The organism is Metasolibacillus sp. (assembly GCF_025291715.1).
GTDB lineage: Bacteria > Bacillota > Bacilli > Bacillales_A > Planococcaceae > Metasolibacillus > Metasolibacillus louembei.
The window spans coordinates 156,206-182,004 of sequence record NZ_JAMBIZ010000001.1; the positions used below are offsets into that span (position 1 = coordinate 156,206).

At 40.1% G+C, this 25,799-nt stretch carries 24 protein-coding genes; 16 read left to right on the forward strand and 8 right to left on the reverse strand.

The features are described 5' to 3' along the window. Positions 1 to 391: 391 nt before the first annotated feature. The 8 genes from pnuC (at position 392) to M3Z76_RS00910 (ending at position 10,022) form a co-directional block, all read left to right on the forward strand. A complete protein-coding gene (gene pnuC / locus M3Z76_RS00875; protein WP_293920022.1) occupies positions 392 to 1,102 on the forward strand; it encodes a nicotinamide riboside transporter PnuC in 711 nt (236 codons plus the stop codon). Continuing rightward, positions 1,099 to 2,121 (forward strand): multifunctional transcriptional regulator/nicotinamide-nucleotide adenylyltransferase/ribosylnicotinamide kinase NadR, encoded by a 1,023-nt coding sequence (gene nadR / locus M3Z76_RS00880; protein ID WP_293920021.1) that lies wholly within the window; start codon positions 1,099 to 1,101, stop codon positions 2,119 to 2,121. The genes pnuC and nadR overlap by 4 nt, the downstream gene beginning before the upstream one ends. Positions 2,122 to 2,136: 15 nt before the next feature. Beyond that, positions 2,137 to 3,009, forward strand: coding sequence for an NUDIX hydrolase (locus tag M3Z76_RS00885; protein WP_293920020.1), 873 nt, complete (start codon positions 2,137 to 2,139; stop codon positions 3,007 to 3,009). 18 nt (positions 3,010 to 3,027) lie between these two features. Next, entirely contained in the window at positions 3,028 to 4,452 is a 1,425-nt protein-coding gene (locus tag M3Z76_RS00890) for an AAA family ATPase (RefSeq protein WP_293920019.1), read from the forward strand. Positions 4,453 to 4,863: 411 nt separating this feature from the next. Beyond that, positions 4,864 to 6,252 carry a PTS mannitol transporter subunit IIBC gene (locus M3Z76_RS00895; protein WP_293920018.1) on the forward strand — a complete coding sequence of 463 codons (1,389 nt, stop codon included), beginning with the start codon at positions 4,864 to 4,866 and terminating at the stop codon, positions 6,250 to 6,252. A 109-nt stretch (positions 6,253 to 6,361) separates the two neighbouring features. After that, entirely contained in the window at positions 6,362 to 8,452 is a 2,091-nt protein-coding gene (locus M3Z76_RS00900; protein WP_293920017.1) for a BglG family transcription antiterminator, read from the forward strand. Between the two features lie 5 nt (positions 8,453 to 8,457). Then, positions 8,458 to 8,889, forward strand: coding sequence for a PTS mannitol transporter subunit IIA (locus M3Z76_RS00905; RefSeq protein WP_293920016.1), 432 nt, complete (start codon positions 8,458 to 8,460; stop codon positions 8,887 to 8,889). Further along, the gene (locus M3Z76_RS00910) at positions 8,889 to 10,022 is read left to right on the forward strand and encodes a mannitol-1-phosphate 5-dehydrogenase (RefSeq protein ID WP_293920015.1); all 1,134 of its coding nucleotides are present in this window, start codon (positions 8,889 to 8,891) and stop codon (positions 10,020 to 10,022) included. The genes M3Z76_RS00905 and M3Z76_RS00910 overlap by 1 nt, the downstream gene beginning before the upstream one ends. A 42-nt stretch (positions 10,023 to 10,064) precedes the next feature. Here the strand turns inward: M3Z76_RS00910 and trhO are convergent, their stop codons facing one another. Further along, the gene (gene trhO / locus M3Z76_RS00915; protein ID WP_293920014.1) at positions 10,065 to 11,012 is read right to left on the reverse strand and encodes an oxygen-dependent tRNA uridine(34) hydroxylase TrhO; all 948 of its coding nucleotides are present in this window, start codon (positions 11,010 to 11,012) and stop codon (positions 10,065 to 10,067) included. A 328-nt stretch (positions 11,013 to 11,340) separates the two neighbouring features. Here trhO and M3Z76_RS00920 point away from each other — a divergent pair, with 328 nt between their 5' ends. Beyond that, positions 11,341 to 12,450 carry a glycerate kinase gene (locus tag M3Z76_RS00920; protein WP_293920013.1) on the forward strand — a complete coding sequence of 370 codons (1,110 nt, stop codon included), beginning with the start codon at positions 11,341 to 11,343 and terminating at the stop codon, positions 12,448 to 12,450. A gap of 36 nt (positions 12,451 to 12,486) precedes the next feature. Further along, on the forward strand, positions 12,487 to 12,942 hold the full coding sequence (locus M3Z76_RS00925) for a Dps family protein (RefSeq protein WP_293920012.1): 456 nt from the start codon (positions 12,487 to 12,489) through the stop codon (positions 12,940 to 12,942). A 778-nt stretch (positions 12,943 to 13,720) separates the two neighbouring features. Here M3Z76_RS00925 and M3Z76_RS00930 read toward each other — a convergent pair. Next, a complete protein-coding gene (locus M3Z76_RS00930; RefSeq protein WP_293920011.1) occupies positions 13,721 to 14,122 on the reverse strand; it encodes a VOC family protein in 402 nt (133 codons plus the stop codon). Between the two features lie 120 nt (positions 14,123 to 14,242). On the opposite strand from M3Z76_RS00930, the gene M3Z76_RS00935 reads away from it, so the two are divergent. Both M3Z76_RS00935 and bioB read left to right on the forward strand, forming a co-directional pair. Then, entirely contained in the window at positions 14,243 to 14,833 is a 591-nt protein-coding gene (locus tag M3Z76_RS00935) for a biotin transporter BioY (protein WP_293920010.1), read from the forward strand. A 15-nt stretch (positions 14,834 to 14,848) separates the two neighbouring features. Further along, a complete protein-coding gene (bioB, locus tag M3Z76_RS00940) occupies positions 14,849 to 15,853 on the forward strand; it encodes a biotin synthase BioB (RefSeq protein WP_293920009.1) in 1,005 nt (334 codons plus the stop codon). 65 nt (positions 15,854 to 15,918) lie between these two features. Here bioB and M3Z76_RS00945 read toward each other — a convergent pair whose 3' ends face one another. Continuing rightward, positions 15,919 to 16,104: a hypothetical protein gene (locus M3Z76_RS00945; RefSeq protein WP_293920008.1), complete on the reverse strand. Its 186-nt coding sequence runs from the start codon at positions 16,102 to 16,104 to the stop codon at positions 15,919 to 15,921. A 190-nt stretch (positions 16,105 to 16,294) separates the two neighbouring features. On the opposite strand from M3Z76_RS00945, the gene M3Z76_RS00950 reads away from it, so the two are divergent. Further along, positions 16,295 to 18,289 (forward strand): methyl-accepting chemotaxis protein, encoded by a 1,995-nt coding sequence (locus M3Z76_RS00950; RefSeq protein ID WP_293920005.1) that lies wholly within the window; start codon positions 16,295 to 16,297, stop codon positions 18,287 to 18,289. A gap of 435 nt (positions 18,290 to 18,724) precedes the next feature. Here the strand turns inward: M3Z76_RS00950 and M3Z76_RS00955 are convergent, their stop codons facing one another. Beyond that, positions 18,725 to 19,543, reverse strand: a complete 819-nt coding sequence (locus M3Z76_RS00955) for a squalene/phytoene synthase family protein (RefSeq protein ID WP_293920004.1) — start codon at positions 19,541 to 19,543, stop codon at positions 18,725 to 18,727. Positions 19,544 to 19,707: 164 nt separating this feature from the next. Here M3Z76_RS00955 and M3Z76_RS00960 point away from each other — a divergent pair, with 164 nt between their 5' ends. Both M3Z76_RS00960 and coaW read left to right on the forward strand, forming a co-directional pair. Further along, the gene (locus tag M3Z76_RS00960) at positions 19,708 to 20,769 is read left to right on the forward strand and encodes a 3'-5' exonuclease (protein WP_293920002.1); all 1,062 of its coding nucleotides are present in this window, start codon (positions 19,708 to 19,710) and stop codon (positions 20,767 to 20,769) included. A 16-nt stretch (positions 20,770 to 20,785) separates the two neighbouring features. Beyond that, entirely contained in the window at positions 20,786 to 21,613 is an 828-nt protein-coding gene (coaW, locus tag M3Z76_RS00965; protein ID WP_293920001.1) for a type II pantothenate kinase, read from the forward strand. A gap of 39 nt (positions 21,614 to 21,652) precedes the next feature. Here the strand turns inward: coaW and M3Z76_RS00970 are convergent, their stop codons facing one another. Beyond that, complete coding sequence (locus tag M3Z76_RS00970; RefSeq protein WP_293919999.1) at positions 21,653 to 22,834, reverse strand: chromate transporter; 1,182 nt, start codon at positions 22,832 to 22,834, stop codon at positions 21,653 to 21,655. 100 nt (positions 22,835 to 22,934) lie between these two features. Then, a complete protein-coding gene (locus M3Z76_RS00975; RefSeq protein WP_293919997.1) occupies positions 22,935 to 23,330 on the reverse strand; it encodes a ribonuclease HI family protein in 396 nt (131 codons plus the stop codon). A gap of 110 nt (positions 23,331 to 23,440) precedes the next feature. On the opposite strand from M3Z76_RS00975, the gene M3Z76_RS00980 reads away from it, so the two are divergent. Further along, positions 23,441 to 23,632 carry a zinc-finger domain-containing protein gene (locus M3Z76_RS00980; RefSeq protein ID WP_293919995.1) on the forward strand — a complete coding sequence of 64 codons (192 nt, stop codon included), beginning with the start codon at positions 23,441 to 23,443 and terminating at the stop codon, positions 23,630 to 23,632. Positions 23,633 to 23,663: 31 nt separating this feature from the next. Here the strand turns inward: M3Z76_RS00980 and M3Z76_RS00985 are convergent, their stop codons facing one another. Both M3Z76_RS00985 and M3Z76_RS00990 read right to left on the reverse strand, forming a co-directional pair. Next, positions 23,664 to 24,632 carry an SEC-C metal-binding domain-containing protein gene (locus M3Z76_RS00985; RefSeq protein ID WP_293919992.1) on the reverse strand — a complete coding sequence of 323 codons (969 nt, stop codon included), beginning with the start codon at positions 24,630 to 24,632 and terminating at the stop codon, positions 23,664 to 23,666. A gap of 201 nt (positions 24,633 to 24,833) precedes the next feature. Beyond that, entirely contained in the window at positions 24,834 to 25,733 is a 900-nt protein-coding gene (locus M3Z76_RS00990; RefSeq protein WP_293919989.1) for a DMT family transporter, read from the reverse strand. Between the last annotated feature and the right edge of the window lie 66 nt (positions 25,734 to 25,799).

Genomic DNA, 25,799 nt, shown 5'->3' on the forward strand with positions numbered 1-25,799 from the left:
AAAATCCTAACTTCCCAAATAAACCTTTACGTGCGTCTAATTCCACTTTGTGACTACAATCATCACAGGCAAATCTGCCGTTCATATTTTGTTTATAGAGCTGATACTTGCGAGTGCCTTCTAAAATTTTGAAATCCTTTTTGCAACAAATACAATTTGATACGTAATAAAACATTTTGATTTCCTCGCTTTCATCTCGTTTCTTCTATTATAGCATGCAATTTTCAGAAAATATTGTGACATTAAGGGAAACTTTCAATTGGGGGGTTAATACAGAAGAAAGTGCAACACTTCCTGCAAATGAACCAATAGACCTATTGTATATACTTAGTAATGTTTTTATACTAACGTTAAAGTATCGAAATGTTACTAAGTAAAGGGGAGAAGGAAAATGACAGCAGTTTTTGGCAAATGGCAAGATTGGACTTGGTTTGAGCGCATATGGCTTGCTTTGTTCACCGCAATTAATTTTATTTTATTTTTTGCATGGAATGACACAATATTAGGATTAATTTCATCCATTTCAGGGATGCTATGCGTCGTTTTAGTTGCAAAGGGAAGAATTGGTAATTACTTTTTCGGCATCATCCAAACGGCAACATATGGCTATATTGCATACACGTATCAATTGTACGGAGAGTCGATGCTGAATTTATTATTTTATTTACCAACACAATTTATCGGTATCTATATGTGGCTAAAGCATAAAAAGCCTGAAAATGAGGCAGTGCATGGAGAAACCGTTTATGCAAAAAGACTTTCTATGAAGCAATGGCTAATTGTTATAGTAGCATTTGCTATTGGTGCGGTGCTCTATGGGTGGCTTTTAACGTCAATTAATGCACAGCAAGTACGAATTGATAGCATGGCAGTAGTGTTGTCTGTCATCGCACAAATTTTAATGATTTTACGCTTTGCGGAACAATGGATTATTTGGATTTTAGTCAATGTATTAACAATTACACTATGGGTTATTACACTTGTGCAAACAGGTGGCAATGATTGGACGATGGTCGTGATGTGGAGTGCCTTCCTAGCAAACTCAGTGTACGGCTATGTGAACTGGCTACGCATTGCGAAAGGGCAGGTGAATGAACAATGAAAGTAGGATTTTATGGTGGGAAGTTTATGCCATTTCATCAAGGTCATTTGTATAGCACATTAAAGGCGAGTGCCATGGTGGATAAATTATATGTCATTGTTTTATATGATGAAGCACGTGATCGCCAGCTTTGTGCTGAGGGCAATATGCTATACGTTCCATATAAGGAGCGGGCATTATGGATTTCACAGGAGACGAGAGATTGCTCGAATATAGAGGTGCTTTATATAGAGGATGCTGACTCGCCGGATGAAGATTATAATTGGTTTGAAGGTGGCAAGCGCATTAAAGCAGCAATTGCTGAGCCAATTACCCATGTATTTAGCTCTGAGAGCAGCTATAGCAAATGGTTTGATGTGATTTATCCAGAGGCGGAGCATGTCGTATTAGATGAACAACGTCAAATGTTCCCAATTAGTGCCACACAAATTCGAACAGAGGGTGTCTATAAGCATTGGCATATGCTGCCTGTTAGCGCTCGTCCATTTTTCACAAAAAAAGTAGCTGTTGTAGGTACAGAAAGCTGTGGAAAAAGTACGTTAGTGCGCAATTTAGCAAAGCTTTTTCAAACAGCCTATGTTGAAGAATATGGTCGGACAATTTGTGAGGAAATCGGCAATGGCTCAAATTTAATTATGGATTGTCATTATGAAGCAATTACTTATGGACATAAGCATTTAGAGTTCCAGCGCTTAAAAGAAGCAAATCAAGTGTTATTCATTGACTCAGAGCAAGTAGTGACACAATATTATACAAAAGTGTATCAAGGTTATGAGCTACCGATTGTCGAAGCGGCAATTGCGACACAGCGCTATGATTTATATTTATACTTAGAGCCTGATGTGCCATGGGTTGAGGACGGCTACAGAGTATTAGGTGAGGAAACGGTGCGTGAAAAAAATAATGCTTTATTAAAAGAAATGTTTGCACAGCGTCATATTCCAATAAAAATTATTAGCGGCACATATGAGGAACGAATGGAGCAGGCGATACAGCTTGTACGTGCACTATTCAAATAGAAAGGAATGGTTATAGTGGACAATGAACAGCAATTTCTTGCGCAATATCAGAAGGAAAAGGATCAGTATGAAAAGCCGAGCGTAACAACAGATATCGTCGTATTTACCGTTTCACAGGAGCGTCCCGCATTAGAGTTATTGCTGATTCAACGGAAACACCATCCATATAAAGATTGCTGGGCCCTTCCTGGCGGCTTTATGGATATTGATGAATCATTGGAGCAGGCAGTACAGCGAGAGCTGGCTGAGGAAACGGGTATTACAAATATTTATGCTGAGCAGCTCTACACATGGTCGGATGTAGCACGTGATCCACGTATGCGTATTTTAAGTGCCTCTTATATGGCGCTGACGCCAAAGGATAAATTGCAGCTAAAGGCGGGCGATGATGCACGGGATGCAGGATGGTTTACGGTGAAGACAGAAAGCTTGCTCAAAGAATATAAAGAAACGAAGGAAATGCTAGAGGAAACAGAGGAAATTTTATTAACATTGACGAATACACAAAAGGATGTGCAGGCAAAGGCAACATTGCGCGTACGCAAGCAAGCATATGGCACGAAGACGAGCGAAACCATTGAAATGGTAGAAGATGCTGTGAATACGATTGCCTTTGATCATGCGAAAATTATTTTGTATTCTTTATACCGCCTACGTAATAAAGTAGAGTATACGAATATCGCCTTTAATTTAATGCCTGAAAAATTTACATTGCCTCGCTTACAAGCAGTGTATGAAATGATTTTAGGGAAGAGTTTATTCAAGGCGCAATTCCGCCGTCATATCGCAGATAAAGTGATTGCAACAGGGGAAGAGGTGAAGGAGGGAGCGCATCGTCCATCACAGCTTTACCGCTACAATCATCGTTGGGTATTCGGCTCATTGTAACGAAAGTAGGTGGAATCTATGAAAGCAATGCACTTACAATCATTGCTTGATGCTTATCGTGATTTATCTGAATCGGCCTTTCTGCAATACACGGCACAATTTGATATGGAGAAAATGCGGACGAATGAGCTGGATGATTTAAATCAGCTAGTGGAGGAGCTGACTGCTACAGGGAAGCCCTCACTACATCATTTCTTCGTCGGCTATAAAATTAAACAAATTAGCAAGGAATTTGATTTATTGCGTATCGGCAAAAATTATATTGTCAATATTGAGCTGAAAAGTGAGAGCACGAAGCAGCGCATGCGCAAGCAATTGCAGCAAAATGTTTATTATTTGAAATTTTTAGAGGTTGATATTTTGAGCTTTACCTTTGTATCATCAACGAAAACATTGTATCAATTAAAGGATGATAAGCTGATTAAAGTATCCTTTCTGCATTTGCTCAAAGTGCTAGAAAATCAGCAAATTCGCCTGCTAACAAATATTGATGATGTATTTGATCCAATTAATTATCTCGTGTCACCATTTGAGCTACCGCATGCCTTTATTAATGGCGAATATTTTTTAACTTCTCCACAAATGACCTTTAAGCGAGAAATACTGGATTTAGTGGAGCACAATACATCTGTTGTCATCGACGGTGCACCAGGTACTGGTAAAACGTTGCTGACTTATGATTTAGTGAAGACATGGAGAAAAGCAGGGAAACGAGTTGTGCTTGTACATGGTAATGTGTTGAATAAAGGGCAACGTATTTTAAATGAGCAATATGGCTGGACGATTCAGACGGTGGATGTGATGTCATTAGCCAATGTAGATATTGTCGTTATTGACGAGGCACAAAAGCTTAGCTATGAGCAGCTGCAGCGTATTCGAGCAGAGCTATTAGAAAGTAAAATACCAGCTGTTTTCTCACTTGATGCAGGCTATTATTTGTTTGGTGAGGGTCATAGAATTGATGTGCGAGGCTATATTGAAAAGCATTTTGCAACGAAAATTTATGAGCTGAAAATGGTTATGCGTTATAACAAGGAAATGCAGTCCTTCGTGCATCAGCTTTTCGACCAACGCCTTGTTATTGAGAAACAGCATTTTCCAAATATTAGCGTCCATTATTTTTCCACAGAGGCAGCTTTTACACAGCATATTGAGGAATGTAAGCGGACGAACTGGCTTGTTGTTGATTGCTATCATTTTGAACGGCCGACAACACGCGATATTTTAGGACATGAATTTAATCGTGTATGTGTCATCATCGACAATCACTTTACGTACAAGGCAAATGGTCGTCTATCCGCCGCAAAAAAAAGCGCAACAATTGACCCGTTGCAAGTGCTCTATCACACCATTATTCGTACACGTAAAAAATTGCAATTAGTTATAGTAGATAACGTAACAATATTACAAGCCATTATCAATTTATTGAAAAATGAGCATTGAAGGTAGTCGCAAATAAATCAAGGAAAACGCAAATAAAAGTGAGAAGTCGCAAATAAATCAAGGAAAGCGCAAATAAAAGTGAGAAGTCGCAAATAAATCAAGGAAAGCGCAAATAAAAGTGAGAAGTCGCAAATAAACCAAAAAAAGCGCAAATAAATTTGAGAAGCCAACAAATAAATCCAAAAAGCTGAACTATTAGGGAGCATTTCACAATAGTTCAGCTTTTTAATTGAGAGCTCAGTATCCTCAACTACTAGATTTTATAGCTTTTGAAGGCTGTTTTTTAATTTTGTCGCGACAAATGTGACGAAATTGTGTTTTGATTTGATGGTGAATTGACAAGAAAGCGCTTACTATAAATGTAGTAGTAAAAAATACTTAATTTATAGATTTTACAAGGGGGTTATTGTAGTGAGTGAAAAGAAAGGGTTTCAGGTGAAGGTGCAGCGATTTGGTAGCCAATTGAGCTCAATGATTATGCCAAATATCGGTGCTTTCATCGCATGGGGGTTAATTACAGCCTTATTTATTCCGACAGGTTGGATACCAAATGAAAGCTTAGCTTCATTAGTTGGTCCAATGATTACGTATTTATTGCCATTATTAATCGGTTATAGCGGAGGTAAATTAATACACGGTGAGCGTGGAGGTGTCGTTGGTGCCATTGCAACGATGGGGGTAATCGTTGGAACGGATATTCCAATGTTTATCGGTGCCATGATGATGGGTCCACTCGGTGGATTTGTCATTAAGCAATTTGATAAATTAGTAGAAGGTAAAATTAAGTCTGGCTTTGAAATGCTAGTAAACAACTTCTCAGCAGGAATTTTAGGTGGCGCATTAGCCATTCTTTCCTTCAAAGTAATTGGTCCTGTTGTTGTGAAATTTAGCGATATTTTAGCATCAGGCGTTTCATGGATCGTTAATGCTGGCTTATTACCATTTGTTAGTATTCTAGTAGAACCTGCAAAAGTGCTATTTTTAAACAATGCCATTAACCACGGTGTATTTAATCCGATTGGTATGGCAGAGGCAGCAGAAGCAGGGAAATCGATTATTTTCTTATTAGAAACAAATCCAGGACCGGGGCTTGGTATTTTACTTGCCTTTTGCTTATTCGGTAAAGGCATGGCGAAAAACTCTGCACCAGGGGCAGTGGTGATTCACTTCCTAGGTGGGATTCATGAAATTTACTTCCCGTATATTTTAATGAAGCCGGCGTTAATTTTTGCAGCAATTGCTGGTGGAATGAGCGGTGTGTTCACGTTTACACTATTGAATGCAGGACTTGTAGCAGCACCATCACCAGGTAGTATTTTCGCTTTATCTTTGATGGCACCACGCGGTGGGTTACTGCCAGTGTTAGCGGGGGTATTAGTAGCAACGATTGTTTCCTTTGCGATTAGTGCACTTATTTTAAAAACAAGTAAAGATGCAGAGGATGATATTGCAAAGGCGAGCCAAGAAATGGAAGCGTTAAAAGGGAAGAAGAGCTCTGTAGCAAGCACATTCCAGCAACCAGCAACAGAAGTGCGCAAAGTGGTGTTCGCTTGTGATGCAGGAATGGGTTCTAGTGCGATGGGTGCTTCCATGTTAAAAAATAAATTCAAAAAGGCAGAAATTGATATTGAAGTAACGAATACATCGATAAGTAATTTGCCGAGTGATGCAGATATTATTATTACGCACAAAGATTTAACGGATCGTGCTCGCGCTCAGCAGCCAAATGCCGAACATATTTCAGTGGAGAATTTCTTAAATAGCCCGAAATATGAAGAGTTAATTAATCGTTTAAAATAAAGTTAATTATCAATAATAAACATAAGCGTTTTCACATTGGTGAAAACGCTTGTCTAGCTAAGGGCATTTTGACTGAGAATAAAAATAGTGCAGAAACGAGGTGAGTGCGATGTATATATCGGCTAGGGAGCGATCAATTTTGGCATTGTTAGTCGGTCAGGAAAAGGCGCTTCCTATTCGTGAGATTGCAAAGGAATTGGAAGTCAGTACACGCACAATCCAACGTGACCTTAAAGGGATTGAATCGATTTTAGAGAAATTCCAGCTCTCTTTGCAAAGGGAAGGTTCAACGCTGTCAATCAAGGGAGAGACTGAGCGACGGGTAGATATTATGTCATATATTTGGAGCCTTGAGCATGAGGAATACACGCCAGAGGAGCGACAAGTTGTTCTGTTGGCGCATCTACTGCGTGCTGTGGAGCCAGTTAAGCTATATACGCTCGCAAACGAATTGCATGTGGCAGTAGCAACGGTGAGTGCTGACCTACAAAAGGCGGAGAAATGGCTCGAAACCTTTTCATTGCAGCTTGTTAAAAAACGCGGCTATGGTGTTGAGGTAGTTGGGGATGAATGGATGGTTCGGACAGCGCTTAAAAAGTTAATTAGCGAAAATTTGAGCGAGGATTATTTTTATCATTTACTTAGCAGGGATGATAGTGAGCCACCGACAATTGTTCAAGAGGCATTAAGTCACCTTCTTTATTATGTAGATGTTGAAGTAATTAAAGGTGTGAAACAAGCAATTAGTGAATGGCGTCAATTAGTAGAGCGCAGAATTGTTGATAGCTCCTATATCTCGCTGATTATTCATGTGACACTTGCGGTGGAGCGAATAAAAGCTAATGAGCGAATTGAGCTTAGCCATAGTCAGCTAGAGAAAATGCAGGAGGAGCCTGAATATGCATTAGCGCAAAGCTTGGCAAATAAGTTAAGCATGATACTTGGAATGGATATTCCTGAGGAAGAGATAGGCTATTTTGCTATGCATATTCATGCATTGAAGTGGGATGAACAAAAGGATGAGGTGCTATATGGCTCAGACCTTGTGCTTGCTGTCCAAGTAAAGAGCTTAATTGAAATAATTGCTTCTAAATATCATATTCATTTTGAGGACCAGCAATTATATAAAGGCTTATTTGCACATATGAAGCCTGCTCTCTATCGAATTGAGCATAAAATGAAAATTCATAATCCGCTGCTTGCTAAAATTAAGGAAGAGTACCGAGAGCTATTTGATGCAGTGACAAGTGCAGCTATAAACGTATTCAAAGGGATAAATCTCCCTGAGGAAGAGATAGGCTTTATCGTGATGCATTTTGGCTCAGCTATTGAGTTATGGCGAATGAAGGTCAATATTCGAGCATTAGTCATTTGCTCAAGTGGTATTGGCTCTTCCAAATTACTCGCGAGTAGACTAAAGAAGGAATTTCCAGAAATCGCAGAGCTTCATCATGCATCACTTTTTGACTTGCGTGAGGAGCAAATTGCGCAATATGATCTTGTCATCTCCACTGGTCCTGTTCCGGGAAGAAAAGATTATATTTATGTCAAACCGTATTTGGATTATCAAGAGGTTGAGGAAATACGCAAGTGGCTCGATAGCTATATCGGTAAGCAAAGAAATCTGTTGGAGGAATTTTCTAAGCAGCAAAAGGAGCTTGTTCCACGCTATGAGCTTAGCCTATTTGAGCGCTTACGTGATATTAACCAAGATGTACTCACGATACTTCAACACTTTGAAGCTCGTAAGCTAACAGAGCAGACAATGGAGGAAAACTTAATGTCCATGTGTGCAGCTTACGTCCAAAAGGGTGCATTGCGTGCAGCACAGGATGTTGTTACATCTTTATTAACAAGAGAGCAGAGTGGAGGATTAGCTATTCCAGGCACACATTTAGCTCTTTTCCATACGAGACATCGGGATATTAAAGAGCCTGTTTTTGCAGTGTATGAATTAGAGGAAGGAATGCATCGCAAAGGCATGGATAACCAGCCAACCTTGGTCAAAAGGGTGTTATTGCTACTAGCTCCTGAGAAAATGGAGGAGCATCGGCTTTTATTTATTAGCTCCATTAGCGCCAGCATCATTGAGAATGATGCCTCCATTCATTTATATGAATATAGTGAAGAAGCGGAAATAAAAGCACATTTAGCAAATCAATTTAAACAATATTTACAAGAAATGTCGAGTGAAGGGTGATTAATATGACAATATTAGCAAAAGAAAATATCCGTTTTAATGGGCAAGCAAAGACGAAGGATGAGGCAATTCGTGAAGTCGGCAATGTATTAGTGGAGCAAGGCTATGTACAGGCTTCATATGTTGAGAAAATGTTAGAAAGAGAAGTGCTGACATCAACGTATATGGGTAATATGCTAGCCATTCCTCATGGTACAGAGGAGGCAAAGGCACAAGTTATTACATCGGGGCTTGCGGTGATGATTTATGCCAACCCGATTGAGTGGAACGGTGAAGAAGTGCGTTTAGTCATCGGTATTGCAGGGGCAGGTGGCGAGCATTTAGAGCTGCTTTCTAAAATTGCGATTGTTTGCTCAGAGGAAGAAAATGTGGAACGCATCTTGAACGCCTCTTCAGCTGAAGAAGTGCTATTAACATTTGAAGAGGGAGACGAGTAATGATGAAAGCAGTTCATTTTGGTGCTGGCAATATTGGACGTGGCTTTATCGGCGCACTTCTTTCTAAATCAGGCTATGATGTAACATTTGTGGATGTCAATGCTGACATTATCCAAGCACTCAAAGACAAGGGCAGTTATACGGTATTAATGGCAGAGGAAAACGGTGCAGCTGAAGTGATTTCAGGTGTTCACGCATTGAATTCTGAGCGTGAGCTGGATGCTGTAGTGGAGGCAGTGGCTCAGGCGGATATCGTGACAACGGCGGTAGGGCCAAATATTTTACGCTTTGTAGCAGAGCCGATTGCAAAAGGCTTAGAGCAAAAAGGCAATCGCCCAACGCTTGTTATTGCATGTGAAAATGCTATTGGCGCTACGGATACTTTACGTGCCCATATTGAGCAGCATGTGGATTCAGAAAAATTAGCAGGTATTTTAGCAACGACAAGCTTCCCGAATTCAGCCGTTGATCGGATTGTGCCGAATCAACAGCATGAAGAGCTGTTAACGGTTGCTGTGGAGCCTTTCTTTGAATGGGTAATTGATGCTTCGATGATTCAGACAGAGAAGCCAAAGTTAGCGGACGCTTTATTTGTGCCAGATTTAACACCATTTATTGAAAGAAAGCTGTTTACTGTTAATACAGGGCATGCAACGGTTGCCTATTTAGGCTATCAAAAGGGCTATACGACAATTTATGAGGCGATGCAAGATCAGGAAATTGTAGCAACGGTGCGTGCCGTTTTACAGGAAACAGGCTATGTGTTGACAACGGTATATGACTTTGACAAAGAGGAGCAAAGTGCCTACATTGATAAAGTGCTAAATCGTTTCAGCAATTCTTATGTATCCGATGAGCTAATTCGTGTCGGTCGTAGCCCATTGCGTAAATTAAGTCGCTATGAGCGATTTATTAAACCGGCGATGATGCTATTGCAGCTTGGTCAACAACCAGTCGCTTTATTAGATGGTATCAAGGCGGCATTCCAATTTGATGTGACCGAAGATGCTGAAAGCGTGGAACTACAAACAAAGCTTAAAACACTACCATTAATAGATGTAGTTGTGGAAGTGACAGGCTTGACGAAGGAAGACGAGCTTGTTAGCCTAATTTTAGCTAAGCTAGAAGCATAGAAAAACGGATGGAAAAAACAAAGCGTTTTTTCCATCCATTTTTTATACTTGCTCAAGCGCAGCAATTGCTTGTTGCACCTGCTCTTCTGTTAAATTATGTCTAACGATATAGCGATTGCGCTCATGCTTCGTACATTCAATCGTACAACCGCCTAAATGTTTCGCTTCATTTTCTTCTGATGTTAAAATTTGCTTGTTACATTCTGGATTTGCACAATTAATGTAGCGCTCACACGGTGTACCATCGAAATGGTCACGTCCAACAACGACATGCTCCACTTGGTTAATTGGCACAGTTAAACGCTCATCAAAAACATACATTTGTCCGTCCCATAGCTGACCTTTCGTTTCAGGGTCTTTACCATATGTTGCAATCCCACCATGCAATTGCCCTACATCCTCAAAGCCTTCACGCTTTAGCCAGCCTGAAAACTTCTCACAGCGAATACCGCCTGTACAATATGTTAAAACGCGCTTTCCTTCGAATAATTCGCGATTTTCACGCACCCATTGTGGTGTATCACGGAAGTTGTCAACCTCTGGACGAATGGCACCACGGAAATGACCAACATCATACTCATATGTGTTACGCACATCTAATACCACTGTATCCTCACGTTGCATTTGCTCTAAAAATTGCGCAGGGGATAAATATTCGCCCGTAATTTCATGCGGATTGACATCATCCTCTAGGCTTAAGTTAACTAACTCAGGACGTGGACGCACATGCATTTTTTTGAATGCATGACCTTCTACCTCATCAATTTTAAAGACAATTCCTTTAAATAACGGGTCATTTTGCATCAATTCCATATAAGCATTTGTCGCTTCAATTGTACCTGATACTGTTCCGTTAATGCCCTCTGTTGCGACTAAAATACGACCTTTTAGCTCAAGCTCCTTACACTGCTCTAAATGCTGTGCTGAAAATTCAGCAGGATCTTCAATTGTTGTATAAAAATAATACAGTAAAACGCGGTAATCTTTCATGTTTAATTCCACCTTATGCGTGTTTGCAGGACACGTTTTTTAACTTGCTTCAGCAGACATCTCACACATTTATAGTGGTCGGATGTATGCAAAAAAGGCTTTTAAATCAGAAAGTTAAACTCCCTACTCCTGCGATTACTCGTCGTAGAAAAGAGTTGCTGATTCAGGTTAAGCCTTTGGCAGATGTCACAGATTTTGAGAAAAATCTAGACGCAATTACACTCAGGCGTAATTGATAGCCGACGATAATTATATCAAAAATGGCTAAAGAGTGCTATCAGTAATTGGTCTGAAATGAATGCTATAATTATAAAAAGGGGTGAGAGGAATGAAAATTGTTATTAGCCCAGACTCATTTAAAGGAACGATGACGGCATCTGAGGCAGCAACAAGTATCGAGCGTGGTGTGAAACAATGTCTGCCTGACGCAACAACAGTTTTGTTGCCTGTTGCTGATGGAGGAGAGGGAACATTAGAAACGCTTGCACAGCAATTACATACAATACAGGTGCTTGACCCACTTGGCAGAGCCATTACTGCGAGCTACGGCGTATTGGCTGATGGCACAACATGTGTCATTGAAATGGCACAAGCTTCAGGGCTGACATTGCTACAACAGTCAGAACGTAACCCTGCAATCGCTTCAAGCTATGGTACAGGGCAATTGATTCGCCATGCGCTCGAGCAAGGCTATCGAGAGTTTATTATATGTATCGGTGGCAGTGCGACGAACGACGGTGGTGTTGGCATGCTACGTGCATTAGGCTTGCGCTTATTAGATGAAGCAGGTGTAGAGGTGGCACATACAATCGCAGGTTTATATGATGTGCAGCAAGTAGATTTTTCTAATTGGGATGAAAAAATTCAGCACGCGACATTCCTAGTTGCCTGCGATGTGGATAATCCGCTTGTTGGCGAAAAAGGCGCAACAGCCGTGTTTGGCAAGCAAAAAGGTGTAGAAGACATCGCTTATTTTGACACAGCTTTAACAAAGTGGGCGAATATCGTGGAAAAGGAAATCGGTATTCGCCTGCATGATTATCCAGGTGCTGGTGCTGCTGGTGGGATGGGTGGAGCGTTAATTGCTTTTTTAAACGGTCAGCTTCAACAAGGTATTGAGCTTGTACTACAGCGCCTACATTTTGCACAAATCATTGAAGGCGCTGATTTAATTATTACTGGAGAAGGTCAGTCGGATGCGCAAACACTGCATGGTAAAGCGCCATTTGGTGTACTGACATATGCAAAAAAGCACAATATCCCTGTGCTTTTATTATCGGGAGTAATTAAGGATAGCGAATTATTGTCGCAGCATTTCCAATTTTGTCATGCCGTTGTACAAAATGATGTTACAGTAGAAATGGCGATGGAGAGACCTGCAAAATATTTAACAGAGGCAACTTATCAGTGGATGATTAAAAATTTCAAAAATGGGTAAAGTATAGTGTACTAAAAAATAAAGGAGTTTTGATGTATGTCACAAAATTTAAATGCAAAATTAAACGAGCTTGTTTCAACGTATTCTGTGCTGTATACAAAGTTACACAATTACCATTGGTATGTAAGTGGTCCATCATTTTTCACATTGCATGACAAATTTGAAGAATTGTATAATGAAGCAACATTGAATCTCGATGAGCTAGCGGAGCGCATTTTATCGAAGGATGCGAAGCCTGTGGCGACATTGCGTGAGCATTTAGCGCAATCATTAATTCAAGAGGCTGAAGGCAAAGAAACAGCAGAGCAAATGGTTGCTACTATTGTTGCCGATTTTAAAACAATTATGCAGGCACTAAATGAAACGATGTCGATTGCAGCAGAAGATGGCGATGACCGTACAGAGGACATGCTGAATGCGATGTATCAAAGTATTGAAAAGCATACGTGGATGTTGAATGCCTATCTTGGTGAAAGCGTCAGCGCACAATAAGTGGGTAGAGCTATGTGGAATTTTTCCATATAGCTCTTTTTGTCATTAGTTCTGTTAAAAGTAGATGTTCAGGTTAATACTTATTTGAATTATTGATGTCAGCACATTCTATTAGTTTCATTTGTATTGGAAATAACATACATATATAATAATTGAGAATGCCGAAATTTGATACAATGAACGGCAGGTTGCTTGGATAAAAAGAGCCATAATTGGAGAAAGGTAGCCAACGAATGGAGAATAAAAGGTTTAATGTATAAATAATGTTCATAAGAAAAAGCAATAAACTCTGTCCCATCAGTGTTTGTTGCTTCTCTTTATGTAACCAAACTTACATTTGTTTTGTATATGCTATAAATCCTTATTGTACTAAAGCACCCGTTAGTGAAACAAGAATGCTTATCATGGGGATAGGTTTCGTTTTATATACTTAGACATATTTTTCTGGTATGTACAACCGCATATAAAGATAACCATCCTCCATATCGTCTGTTATTTCAAAGCCTATGTTGCGCCAAAATTTTTGTGCGGTTATATTTTCTAATTTATTTTGAATCAGTTCTCCTTGATAATTACTTTTTTTCTCTAACCATTTAGAAAATAGAAGTAGACAATTCAAATAGGGTATTGCAGAGCTTTTACCAATTTGCCCTAAACAATCATGATAATAATCTGTCAAAGGAATAAAGGGCTGGTTATCTTTTAATACAATTACTTGTACTTAATCTTACAGAGTAAGAGCTTCCATTCATTTTTGCGTTTTTTCAACAACAGAGCCCTATAATTCAGGAGCAACTAATTCAACTTTCATTCTGTCTGGATCTTCAAAGTAAACGGCATAATGCTGCTGTCCACCAGCAAATGGATGCTGCTTCTTGTAGAGGATTTTGACGCCACGTTCTTCGAGTTTTTTTGTCATATTATCCACATGCTCACGTGAGGTTGCATGAAAGGCTAAATGATTCAGACCCACTCTGCAGCGATGATAAGCAATGTCTAAAAATCGTTCCTCTGCTTGAACAAACACAATATATGTATTTTCGAGCTTCCAGCTTTGTCCGCCATCCCATTTTTGAAACGGTTCATAGCCTAATTCCTCTAACAGCCAGCCCCAAAACATAACGGATTGCTCCAAATTGGAGACATATAATTCGATATGGTGTAATAGCCCTTTAGTCAATATAATTTCCCCTTCCTTTGAAAATTATAGCAAATTTCCATATTGACGAATATACAACATTTCGATAATATTTACGTTAACATATAAAATATTTTGGTTAACTTAAATGGAGGGTGTTTGATGGAAATAGTATCAAAAAGTACGACTTGGCGTACGGTGGATTTACTTTATTGCAGTGCGTTTGCAACATTAATGATGATTGGAGCAAATATTACGTCGTTTGTGCCGTTTTTAGTGGCGGGCGGTGTGCCTATTACACTGCAAACCTTTTTTGGTGTACTGGCAGGGCTTGTACTTGGGCGTGTGAAAGGCGCCGTAGCATGTACGGTTTATATGTGTATTGGATTAGCAGGTGCACCTGTTTTTGCGAAATTTACAGGAGGTCCAGCCGCTCTCGTTTCACCGACATTTGGCTTTATCATTAGCTTTATTATTTGTGCATATATCGCTGGTGCGATTGTGGAGCGCTACCAAACAACAAAGGCGTATATCGCTAGCGCTTTAATTACAATGACATTAATTTATCTATTAGGCACGAATTGGATGTACTTTGCCTATCAATTGTGGGCAGCCGCACCGGATGGCTTTAGCTATAAAATGGCATGGGCATGGATGGTGCCACCGATGCCGAAGGATGTTATTTTAGCGATTGTGGCAGGCTTACTGGCATATCGACTGCAAAAAACATTGCGTATTTTACCAATTAAATAGAGGGTAGGGGAAAATATGAACTGGCAACAACTAGCGAACGATGTAATTGAGGGGAAAATGTTAACAAATGACGAAGCATTAGCTATTTTACACACACCAGATGAGGAGCTGTTACCGCTATTGCATGGTGCTTATACGATTCGTAAGCATTATTACGGCAATAAAGTAAAGCTGAATATGATCATGAATGCGAAAAGTGGCTATTGTCCTGAAAACTGTGGCTATTGCTCACAATCGTCCATTTCAACAGCACCAATTGAAAAGTATCCGTTTATTACGAAGGAGGAAATTTTAGCAGGGGCAAAGCAGGCGTTTGACAATCAAATTGGCACGTTTTGTATCGTTGCGAGTGGGCGAGGGCCGACGCGTAAAGATGTCAATGTTGTGAGTGAGGCAGTGAAGGAAATTAAAGAGAAATACGGCTTGAAGGTTTGCGCCTGCCTAGGCTTATTGAAGGAAGAACAGGCGGAGCAGCTAAAGGAAGCAGGCGTTGATCGCTATAATCATAATTTAAATACGTCCGCAAGGCACCATGATTATATTACGACATCGCATACGTATGAGGATCGTGTCAATACGGTGGAAATGGCGAAAAAGCATGGACTTTCGCCTTGCTCAGGTGCGATTATTGGAATGAAGGAAACGAAGCAGGATGTGGTAGATATCGCCTATGCGCTTCATGCCCTTGATGCGGACTCAATTCCAGTTAACTTTTTAAATGCCATTGATGGCACAAAGCTTGAAGGGACAAAGGAATTAAATCCGCGCTATTGCTTAAAGGTGCTCGCCTTGTTCCGCTTTATTAATCCAACGAAGGAAATTCGTATTTCTGGTGGACGAGAAATTAACTTAGGCACATTGCAGCCGTTAGGGCTATATGCGGCAAATAGCATTTTTGTTGGTGATTATTTAACGACAGCGGGGCAGGAGAAAAATAAAGATTATCAAATGCTTGAAGATTTAGGCTTTGAGATTGAGCTGACAGCGAAGCAACGGGAGCTTTGCGAAATTTCTAGTTAAAAAGTAGTGATTCGCCTATTAAATAGTTAGGGGCATGTCTTTTTTAGACAGCCCCAATTAAAAGTTTAGACTTCCTCAATATCATATACCACTATTTTATTTTGGTTTAATAGCATAATAACGGACATTTTTTGACTTGGATTGAATGCGATTTCAATAAATGTACCGCTATCTTTCCCTTCAAAGCCTTGTTCTTTTAGGACAGCAAGCGCCTGTGAAATATTCGTGACATAAATTTTATATGTTTGCATAAAATCCCTCCTTGCTTTGACATAATAGCATTTTTTAAAAGCATTTACTAAAATTATTGCTTTGTGTGACATTTTATTGAAAAAACTGAAACTTATATCCTGATATATGTGTAAAAAGTATTAATATATTTGAACTAGTAATGTATGATAGAGATAATGCTACATGTAGGGATGGAGGAGAGGTTGTAAAATGCTAAAGTCGATGAAGTGGAAAATGATGTTTGAAATTATGTTAGTCGTTGTAATAATTATTGGGGCATTTTCAGTTTATATTTACTACACAACTTCTCACAATATAAAAAGCAATGGAGAGGCGTTAGTAGAGTCGGTTGCAATGGGGATGGAGGGCGCTATCCATTCACGGGAGAAGGCTGAAGAAATTATGGAAAAAGAGATGCTTGGACAGTCAGTTATGGCATCGTATATTATTCAGCAAGGGGCTACATATAACGATTTAAAAGAAATTGCGGAGCGTGCAGGCATTGATGAAATTTGGAGCACAGACGATAAAGGCAATACAGGTGTGACATCTGTTGCTCCGTCTATCGATTTCAACTTTGGATCCGATCCGAATGGCCAAGCAGCTGAATATATGCAGCTATTAGACGGACGTGCACAGCAAATTGTTCAAAAGGCGCAAATTCGCGATATTGATAATGAGTTTTATAAATTCGTAGGTGTTGGTGGCTGGGATGCGGCAAATCCGCAGATTGTTCAAGTGGCACGTAACGGTCAACAATTGTTAGATTTAGAGGCAAGCATCGGTAGCGAATATTATGTCAATCAGCTAAAGGAGCATTTATCTGCTACTGTTTTATATGCAGCGATGGTATCTGACAGCGGGGAAGTGCTAGCTGCTACATCAGAGCAAGCGTTAACAGATTTAGGCTTTACTAGTCAGCATTTTACTGATGAAGCTTTGCAGCAGTGGACAGGAGAATACGATAATGAACGTGTTACACAATATGTAAAGAAGCTTTCAAACGGCTCTTATTTAGCTATTTCTGTATCCAATGCCATTTTAACAAAAATTCAAGTTGGTACAGTGATTGCTGCACTTATCGTTATTATTGTTATTTTTATCGTGACAAATTTAACGCTTTCAAGACAAGTTTCTCGTATTTTAGCTGTGCGAGATTCATTGGAGGATATTGGACAAGGGGAAGCCGATTTAACGAAGCGTATTGCTGCAAGCTCACAGGATGAAATTGGGCAGCTTGTCGTATCCTTTAATGCGATGATGGATAATTTCCAGCACATTATTCGTGATTTACAGCAGGAGGCAAATGGTATTCAGCACGCAGCAGCAACGATTCAGCACAGTGCAAGTCAAACATTACAAGCATCGCAATTCATTCAAACGCAGTCAGAGCAGGCGGCAATAGGCTCTAGTCAGCAGCTTACAAGCACACAGGAAAGCGCCTATGCAATGGGCGAATTAGCACAAGGCATTCAGCATATTGCAGAATCTATTACGGAAATTGCCACGATTTCACGTACAACTGAAGAAAATGCCACTGGTGGCTTAGCCATTATGAATCAATTGCAGCAGCATTTGAAAGTGATTTATGAAAAAAATGATTCCTCTGTTGCGAGCACACAGGAATTAGTGAAGCTATCATCAACAATTGGTGAATTTACGAAGGTGATTACAGACATAGCGGATCAGACGAACTTGCTCGCATTGAACGCATCAATTGAGGCAGCACGTGCTGGTGAGGCGGGCAAAGGCTTTGCTGTCGTTGCAGATGAGGTGCGCAAGCTGGCAGAGGATTCGAGAACAGCAGCTGAACGCATTTCACAGGTTGTGATAAATGTACAGCATGAAACAACCGATATTGTACAAGTGATTCGCTCATTAGCAACTGTTTTAGATGAAGGGCATATGACAGCAGATAAAGTACAGCAATCGTTTGAGGGCATCAATGCAGATATTCGCTCATTAGCTGTAGAGGTGGACTCTGTTTCGGGGGCTGCACAGGAGATGGCGGCAAGCACGCAGGAGGTAACAGCGACGATGGAGGATGTTTCAAGCTTGGCAAAGCAAACAACTTCAAGCATGGAGGACATGGCAGAGCAAGTGAAAAATCAAGTGGCAAGCATGGACAATATGACTAATGCTATTACGCAATTAAATGACACGGTCAATAGCTTAGAGCGTGTCGCAGGGCATTATAAAGTATAAAGGATGGGAGCTGCCCGCAAAGGGTGGCTCCTTTTTATCATGATTCAGCAGAAAACGCCTACTGCTATAGGCTGTGCCATGAATCGCTTCATTCAGTGACTGTCCAAGCATAATACAAAATCCCGAAACAATTAAGCCAAAGCGTAATTGATATTTGAAGCGTTGTTAGTTTAATAAATTAACCTATTCAATTATCTTGGAAAAGTCACAAATAAAACTGAGAGTTCGCAAATATCTTAGAGAAATCGCAAATAAAAAAGCAAACCCTGAATATTTAAGACAATCGCTGATATATTTTATCAAGTGTTTTGCAGTATTTTATGTGAAATAAAGAATAATCAACATGCTTGCTATTTTATAAATCTACCGATTCTTAGCACAAAAGGCTTACTGGAAAAGGGAACGCCCATTTCCAGTAAGCCTTTATTGTGCAGTTTAATCTGCTTGAATTTCCTCGACTGTTTGCTCTACTTCTGCACGCGACACTTTTTCACGACCATCGCGTAATGCCTTTAATGTTTTATGTGCTAATGCCAATGGTAAACGACAGAATAACAAGACTGTGCGCTTATTAATGCTTTTCATATATTCATCAGCCTTCGCTAAGTTTTCCTCGGCATAGGCAAATAGCTCAGGGCGCCCCCAGCCATCTGGTACGAAGCTGACACCGCGCTCATTTAAATCTTCCTGCTCGTTGCGCAAAATATTGACGGCCTGTAAGCCGCGACCGTAACCAATAGCTAAGTCTCGGTCTGTTTGGATGCCCTCAAACTCATACCATAAATCAGACAGCATAACACCGACAAGACCTGCGACATAATATGTATAATCATCCAAATCTTCACGTGTCGACACCTGCCAATTTGCCTTCGCCCATTTCGCCATACCTGTTGCCATTTCGCTCGTTGCTGCTGTTACAAGTGGCAGTGCTCTTGCAGGACATGCCTCTAACCAATCGGCTAAACGCAATGTTACTTCAGGTAATTTATCTTGCTGTGGTGCAAGAAGTGCTGCATATGCATTTGCATCAAATGGCTTTTGCAACAGCTCGCTTGTTGCCATTAATAGCGCATGCTTTGTGTCATTATCAATCTCTTCGTGGTCTTCAATTTCGTCGATAGCACGCATCGCTAAATAGGCTGTAGCTACTGCCATCTTCAATTCTTTTTGTAAAAATGTTATCGGAATATAAAAAGTGCGGCTCGTTTCTTTTAAAACGCGCATTGCCTCTTTTTGAAGCACTTTATTTGTCATACCGACGCCTCCTCAAATATATACACACTCTATCGTAACGCAAAATAGTGAAAAGATAAAATGCAAACTGCTAAAATCATTATTTTATTTTCGGCTGTGGGGTTTTCCTCCTTACTAATCTACGTTAAAATGGTAGAAGCAATACAACAATGGTAGGTGGCTAAATGACACGTGAAAAAACGTACATATTTATCGATATTGAGGCTGCGCTAATTCGAGGACGACAATGCATCATTGAAATTGGTGCGGTTAAATGGCTGCCAAATGGTTCGCAGGAAACCTTTACGCAGCTTGTTCAGCCTTATAAATTTAAAAAATTAAATAAGCATATACAGAAACTAACAGGTATCACAACAGAGGAGCTATTAACAGCCCCCTCCTTTAAAGAAGCAATTGCCAAATTTCAAGATTGGTGTGAGGGACAATATATATTGTTTACGTTCGGGGAGTTTGATCGCAAAGTGTTAGAGGAGGAAATGGAGCGTCATCGTTTAAGCAGTGATTTTTTATTTCCAATGGTAGATTATCAGCAAAAATATATGATTGCTCATGGTTTACGTGAACAGCCGAGCTTGCAAAAATTAATGACGGAGCTAGACTTAGAGGCGAGCACACAGCATCGTGCATTAGCTGATGCGGAAAGCTTGCAGCAAATTTTTGCAGCAACGAACGGCGAAGTGTTAATGGAAGGACAGCAAACAACCGATATGCTAATGCTGTTCACCTATTCCCGTCAGCTTGATGCCGAGTTTGATATGATAGTTTCCTATGTGCATTGTAAAGTACAAAAGGACCGCATTGACATCGTGCAACAGGCAACACATCGCGAAAGTCTGCCTTTCTCTGTTCAGGAAAAAGAGCAAGTAAATGAAAATGGCGAAGTGTATACGAAGCAATATATTAAAATGAAGCCTTCGCAAAAGCTACAAAGGACATTGCAGGAAATTAGTGTACAATCCGTAGGGAAGGTTATTTTAACGTACGCAGGCTTAAAGTCAATTTCCAAATGGATGCGCCTACATCAATGTGTGATGCCAAAAACAGAAAATATGAAATGGCAAAGCTTGTTGAAGGAAGAGGAGCTAGCCATTGAAAAATTAATCGAAGTGCCAACAGTAAAGGTGTACGAAGAAAATATTTGTCAATTACTAAAAAAATATGAATATGTCATTATTGAGGAGTATAAAAAGCGCAATTTATTCCCAAAGGAAGTAGTTGGCATATAGTTTAAAGGGGATTATTATGTTGAAGTCGATAGGCATCGATGCAGGGGGAACATTAACGAAAATTGCTTATGTCAATGAGCATGACCAACTAATAGTAGAAAGTTTCCCGTCAAATGATTTACAGCTGGTTAAAGAGTGGCTCAAGCAGCACCCAGCAGTTGAAGAAATTGGACTAACTGGTGGACGTACAGAGCAGCTACGCGAACAGCTAGAAACAATGAAGTCGATTGAATATATTGTCGAATTTGAAGCAACATTAAAAGGTGTGCGCTATTTACTGATGCGTGAAGGCTATCAAATTGATGATGCCATTATTACAAATATCGGTACAGGCACATCAATTCATTATATGAACAATGGGCAGCATATACGTGTAGGTGGCACAGGTGTCGGAGGGGGCACATTAGTAGGGCTTGCAGCACTGTTAACTGGCTGTAGCGATTTCAATAAAATTAAGCAGCTTGCCTCAAAGGGTGTACGTGAAAATATCGATTTGCTTGTGCGCGATATTTATCAAGGCATGGATACACCAATTGCAGGAGACCTAACAGCGAGCAATTTTGGTAAGGTTGGGATTACGGCGCATACAGAGCATCCACAGGAGGATGTGCTAGCAACGGTGCAAGGGCTTGTTGGTGAAGTCATCACAACGCTTAGCATTCAATTTGCAGAGCAAAAAGAAACGTCACATATCGTTTATATTGGCTCAACACTCGCAGACAATGCCGATTTACAAAAGGTCATTGCCAACTACACGATTTTGAAAAAGCATAAGCCGATTTTTTTACAAGATCGTGGCTTTGCGGGGGCAGTTGGAGCGTTGTTAAATGTAGGTCGAAAATAAAAAAGATGTTTGGTGCGCCAAACATCTTTTTTGATTTGTTCACAACAATAGCATGCCACCAAGCATACCAGCTATGACGATGCTCCAAGGCGGTAGCTTAAAATAAGCTAGCATGCTAAATAGCAGCGCTGCAAAGGCAAAATCAATCGCTTGCGTAACGGTGCTCGTCCAAATCGGCTGATAAAAGGCAGCAATCAAAATACCAACGACCGCTGCATTGACACCCATCAATGCACCTTGAATAGAAGCATACTGACGGAGAGATGCCCAAAAAGGCAGTGCTCCTAAAATTAATAGAAACGCAGGCAAAAAAATCGCCACTGTTGCGAGGAGACCGCCTTGCCAGCCATCCATTACTGCGCCTAAATATGCCGCAAACGTAAATAATGGACCGGGAACGGCTTGTGCTGCGCCGTATCCTGCAAGAAAGGCTTCACTACTAAGCAAATGTGTTGCAACAAACTCCTTCTCAAGCAATGGCAGGACGACATGTCCACCACCAAAAACGAGCGAGCCCGCACGATAAAAACGGTCAAACATTGCAATCCACTGTAAGGAAGTGACTTCCCTTAGAAACGGCAGCAGTGCAAATAAGCTAAAAAATAACGTTAAGCAAAAAATACCAAGCTTTTTTGAAATGACAAAGGGTGTATGTACAGGATGCGTCTGCATCGTCTGTTTGCGATAAATAAAGTAACCAATTACACCAGCTAATGCAATGACAGTAATTTGTGTGTATGCTGTTTGCCATAATAAAGTGATGATCAGTGCCAATAAGGCGATTGCTTTGCGTTTGATATCAGGCGTTAAATTTTGTGCCATGCCTAAAATCGCATGTGCTACGATGGCGACAGCTACTAGCTTCAAACCTTGTAGCCAGCCAGCCTCAGCAATAGGCAGTCCTTGTAAAACAAGCGCAAAAAGTATGAGTGCTAGAACAGACGGAAATGTGAAGCCTAGAAATGAAACGATGCCACCTAAAACACCGCCTCGTGCAACACCAATGCCAATGCCAACTTGACTGCTGGCAGGGCCTGGAAGAAATTGCGCTAATGCTACTAAATCCGCATAGCTTTTTTCATCCATCCATTTTCTTCTGCGAATATATTCCTCATGAAAATAGCCTAAATGTGCTGTAGGGCCGCCAAAGGAAGTAAAGCCTAATTTGGTGGAAACAATAAAAATTTCAAATAATGACTGCTTGTTTGTTTGATTTGCCATGTTGTATCTCCTAAAATGTAGTTGCTTATAAAGTTAGCACAATGCAATAGCGAGGTTCTAGCGAATTCAATATTTTTTACAAAACCTTTACATTTAATTGTTAGCGTTTTTCCTTTTTTTGAATCGCCTCACGTGCAAGGGCGTCTGCTGCGCGATTTTCTTTTTCTGGAATCCATTTAATGAAAAACAGCTCAAATTGCTCGATTAAGGTTAAAGCCTGTGCTAAAAAAGGCTTGAATTCTTCATTTTTAACGTAGGCTTTTTCAATTGAGGCAACGACGATTTTAGAGTCAGAGCGCAAGGATATCAATGTAGCGCCAAGCTTTTTGGCTTCCTCTAGGCCGCGCACAAGTGCGGTAAATTCCGCAATATGATTATTTGTCTCGCCGATATACTCACTTATTTGAAGGTGATGACCTTCGCCTTTAATAAATAGACCAATACCACTGGGTCCTGGATTGCCAGCACTTGCGCCATCAATATAAATTTCTAACATCGAAACCCTCCTTTTCTTTCTCTATTATAAGCGTAAAACAGCTTGCAATGGACAAAATAATTTGTAGCACAGTATAATAAAGAAATGTGAAAATCAAAGGGGGAGCAGATTTGAATAAAGTGTCTGTTATGCAGGAAATTGACTTTATTACGGATACGTACTGTGTCGACTGCCCTGTGATACGAGATTTGCGACAAAAGCGTGGCAAGCCAGGTGCACATAAATTTTGCATCCAATCCTGTACGGTTGGAGAGCAGCTACAATTTTTAGGGCGAGAATTAATGAAGGTCAGCGATAAATAAAAGGAGACAGCCGAGGCTATCTCCTTATTTTTTATGCAGTCGCCAGCTGGTAAGCAAGCATATCTTGATAATATTTGTTCAGCGATGCTGCGGAAATGCCAAAATGCTCCGCAATTTCCTTTACCGTAAAGGAGGCTTCAAATAACGAGCGCTCCTGACCGAAACGGATAGCACCTGCGGCAATTGCGGCAGCTTTACGCGCTGCTGGTTGCTGCTCAATTAAATAATCCTCTACAATAGGAATTAATTGCTCCTCATTCAGTGCATGCTGCTGTAAAAACTGCTTTACTTGTGTCAGCACATCTGCTTCAAATGATGTAAATTCCTCTCCTGCATAACCATTCTCTACAAGCAGTTGCCAAAAGGCCAAATGATTTTCTGTCGCTTTTTCAACAGATGGGTAATCTGCTGCGAATTTTTGGAAAACTTTAGCGTATTCACTAGAGAAGAAAATCAATGTTGAAACAGCTAGGAAATGGTCTTCCTGCTCTGAGCCATCTGGTAATAAAAATGTAAAGATTTGCATCTCTTCAGGAATTGGCTTATTATTTTCGCGACGAATTTTTACGTTTTCCTTTGTAATTGCGTGTGTCGCATGGATATACTGTTCATCTATATGAGAAATCGCACCGATAAACATGGCAGGCGATGTCCATTTTTCTAATAAGCGAGCCGTTGCAGGACGGACCGTTTTTTTGCTTACTTTCTTCAAATAGCCTGTCCAAATATCAGGTCTTACATGGAAGAAAAATTCGTCTAAAGCAACCGCTTCAATTAGCTCTTTTTGTAGATGTGCTTGTAGCTTAGGGCTCCACGCTTGTACAAGCTCGATATATTGTCCAATATCTTTACGTTGAGGATAGGCTTCATAAAAGCTCTGTAAAATCGTTTCAATTTCTTCATTAAATAGTGAAGCTGAAGTGATTTGTGCTTTTCCCTCACAGCATTTTTTATATTTTTTGCCGCTACCACAAAGGCATGGATCATTACGTCCGATCATTTTAATAACACGTCCTTTATATATTGTTTCATATACACGAATAGAAAAATCACATATTCTATCATACCGCGTGTTGCATTACTTGAAAACTGATTATATATTTCGAACTGTCAGAATAAGGCGCGCCTATTGTTAGTATATTCCTAGATGGTAAAAAGTAGAACAAAAAAGTTGCCAGAAAAAAATTTCTGACAACAATCTTTAATAGGTATTTTCCTCTATTGCTTGCTCGCGAACAAAGCGTAGCTGGTAAAATTGCTCTAATTGGGCAACTAAATTTCCCGCTAAAATAAAAGTGCCACCGATGATTAATTGTATTGTTACCACTTCCCCTAAGAAAAGTAGGGCAAACATCGCAGCGAAAATCGGCTCTAATGAGAAGATTAAGCCTGTATGTGTAGGCGATGTATATTTTTGTGCAACAGATTGCCCGATAAAGCAAAATGCGCTACAAATAATGCCAAGACCTAAAATCGCAATCCAACCAGATGTTGTTGTTGGAATTTGTGGGACCTCGAAAAATAAACAGAACACTGCACCGAAAAGTCCAGCAAAGCCTAATTGGTAAACACCGTAGGCAATCGAATCTACATTTTTTGTGAATTTGCTATTTAAAATTAAATAAATTGTGTAACAAATCGCTGCAATCGCCATTAAAATATCGCCGATTTGGAATGACATAGACCCTTTCAACGTTAAAACAGAAATACCAATCATTGTCATCACGATAGCGAACATGACAGCGCGTGAAGGCAGCTTTTTATCTAAAATGCTCACAAAAATGGGTACAAGTACAACTGTTAAGCTTAAAATAAATCCTGCATTTGATGCTGAAGTCGTTTGCAAACCGAATAATGATAATGAAAAAACAACGAATAACAGAAAGCCTTGAATACTTGCATAAAAACACGTTTGTTTGTTTATTTTCAACATTTTTTGATAAAAAATAAGCCCAGCTACTGCAAATGCAATAAGGCATCTGAGCGCAACAATATTGTATGTTTCAAGCGCATCCAACCCCATGACCATGAACGTATAGGATAATCCCCAAAACATTGTCACAATCACCATTAATATATTTGCTTTACTTTGTATGCTCAAAACATTCACCCCATCCAATAGTGCTCTAAAAAACAATATAAACGGTGCTTTACGATTAGTAAAACG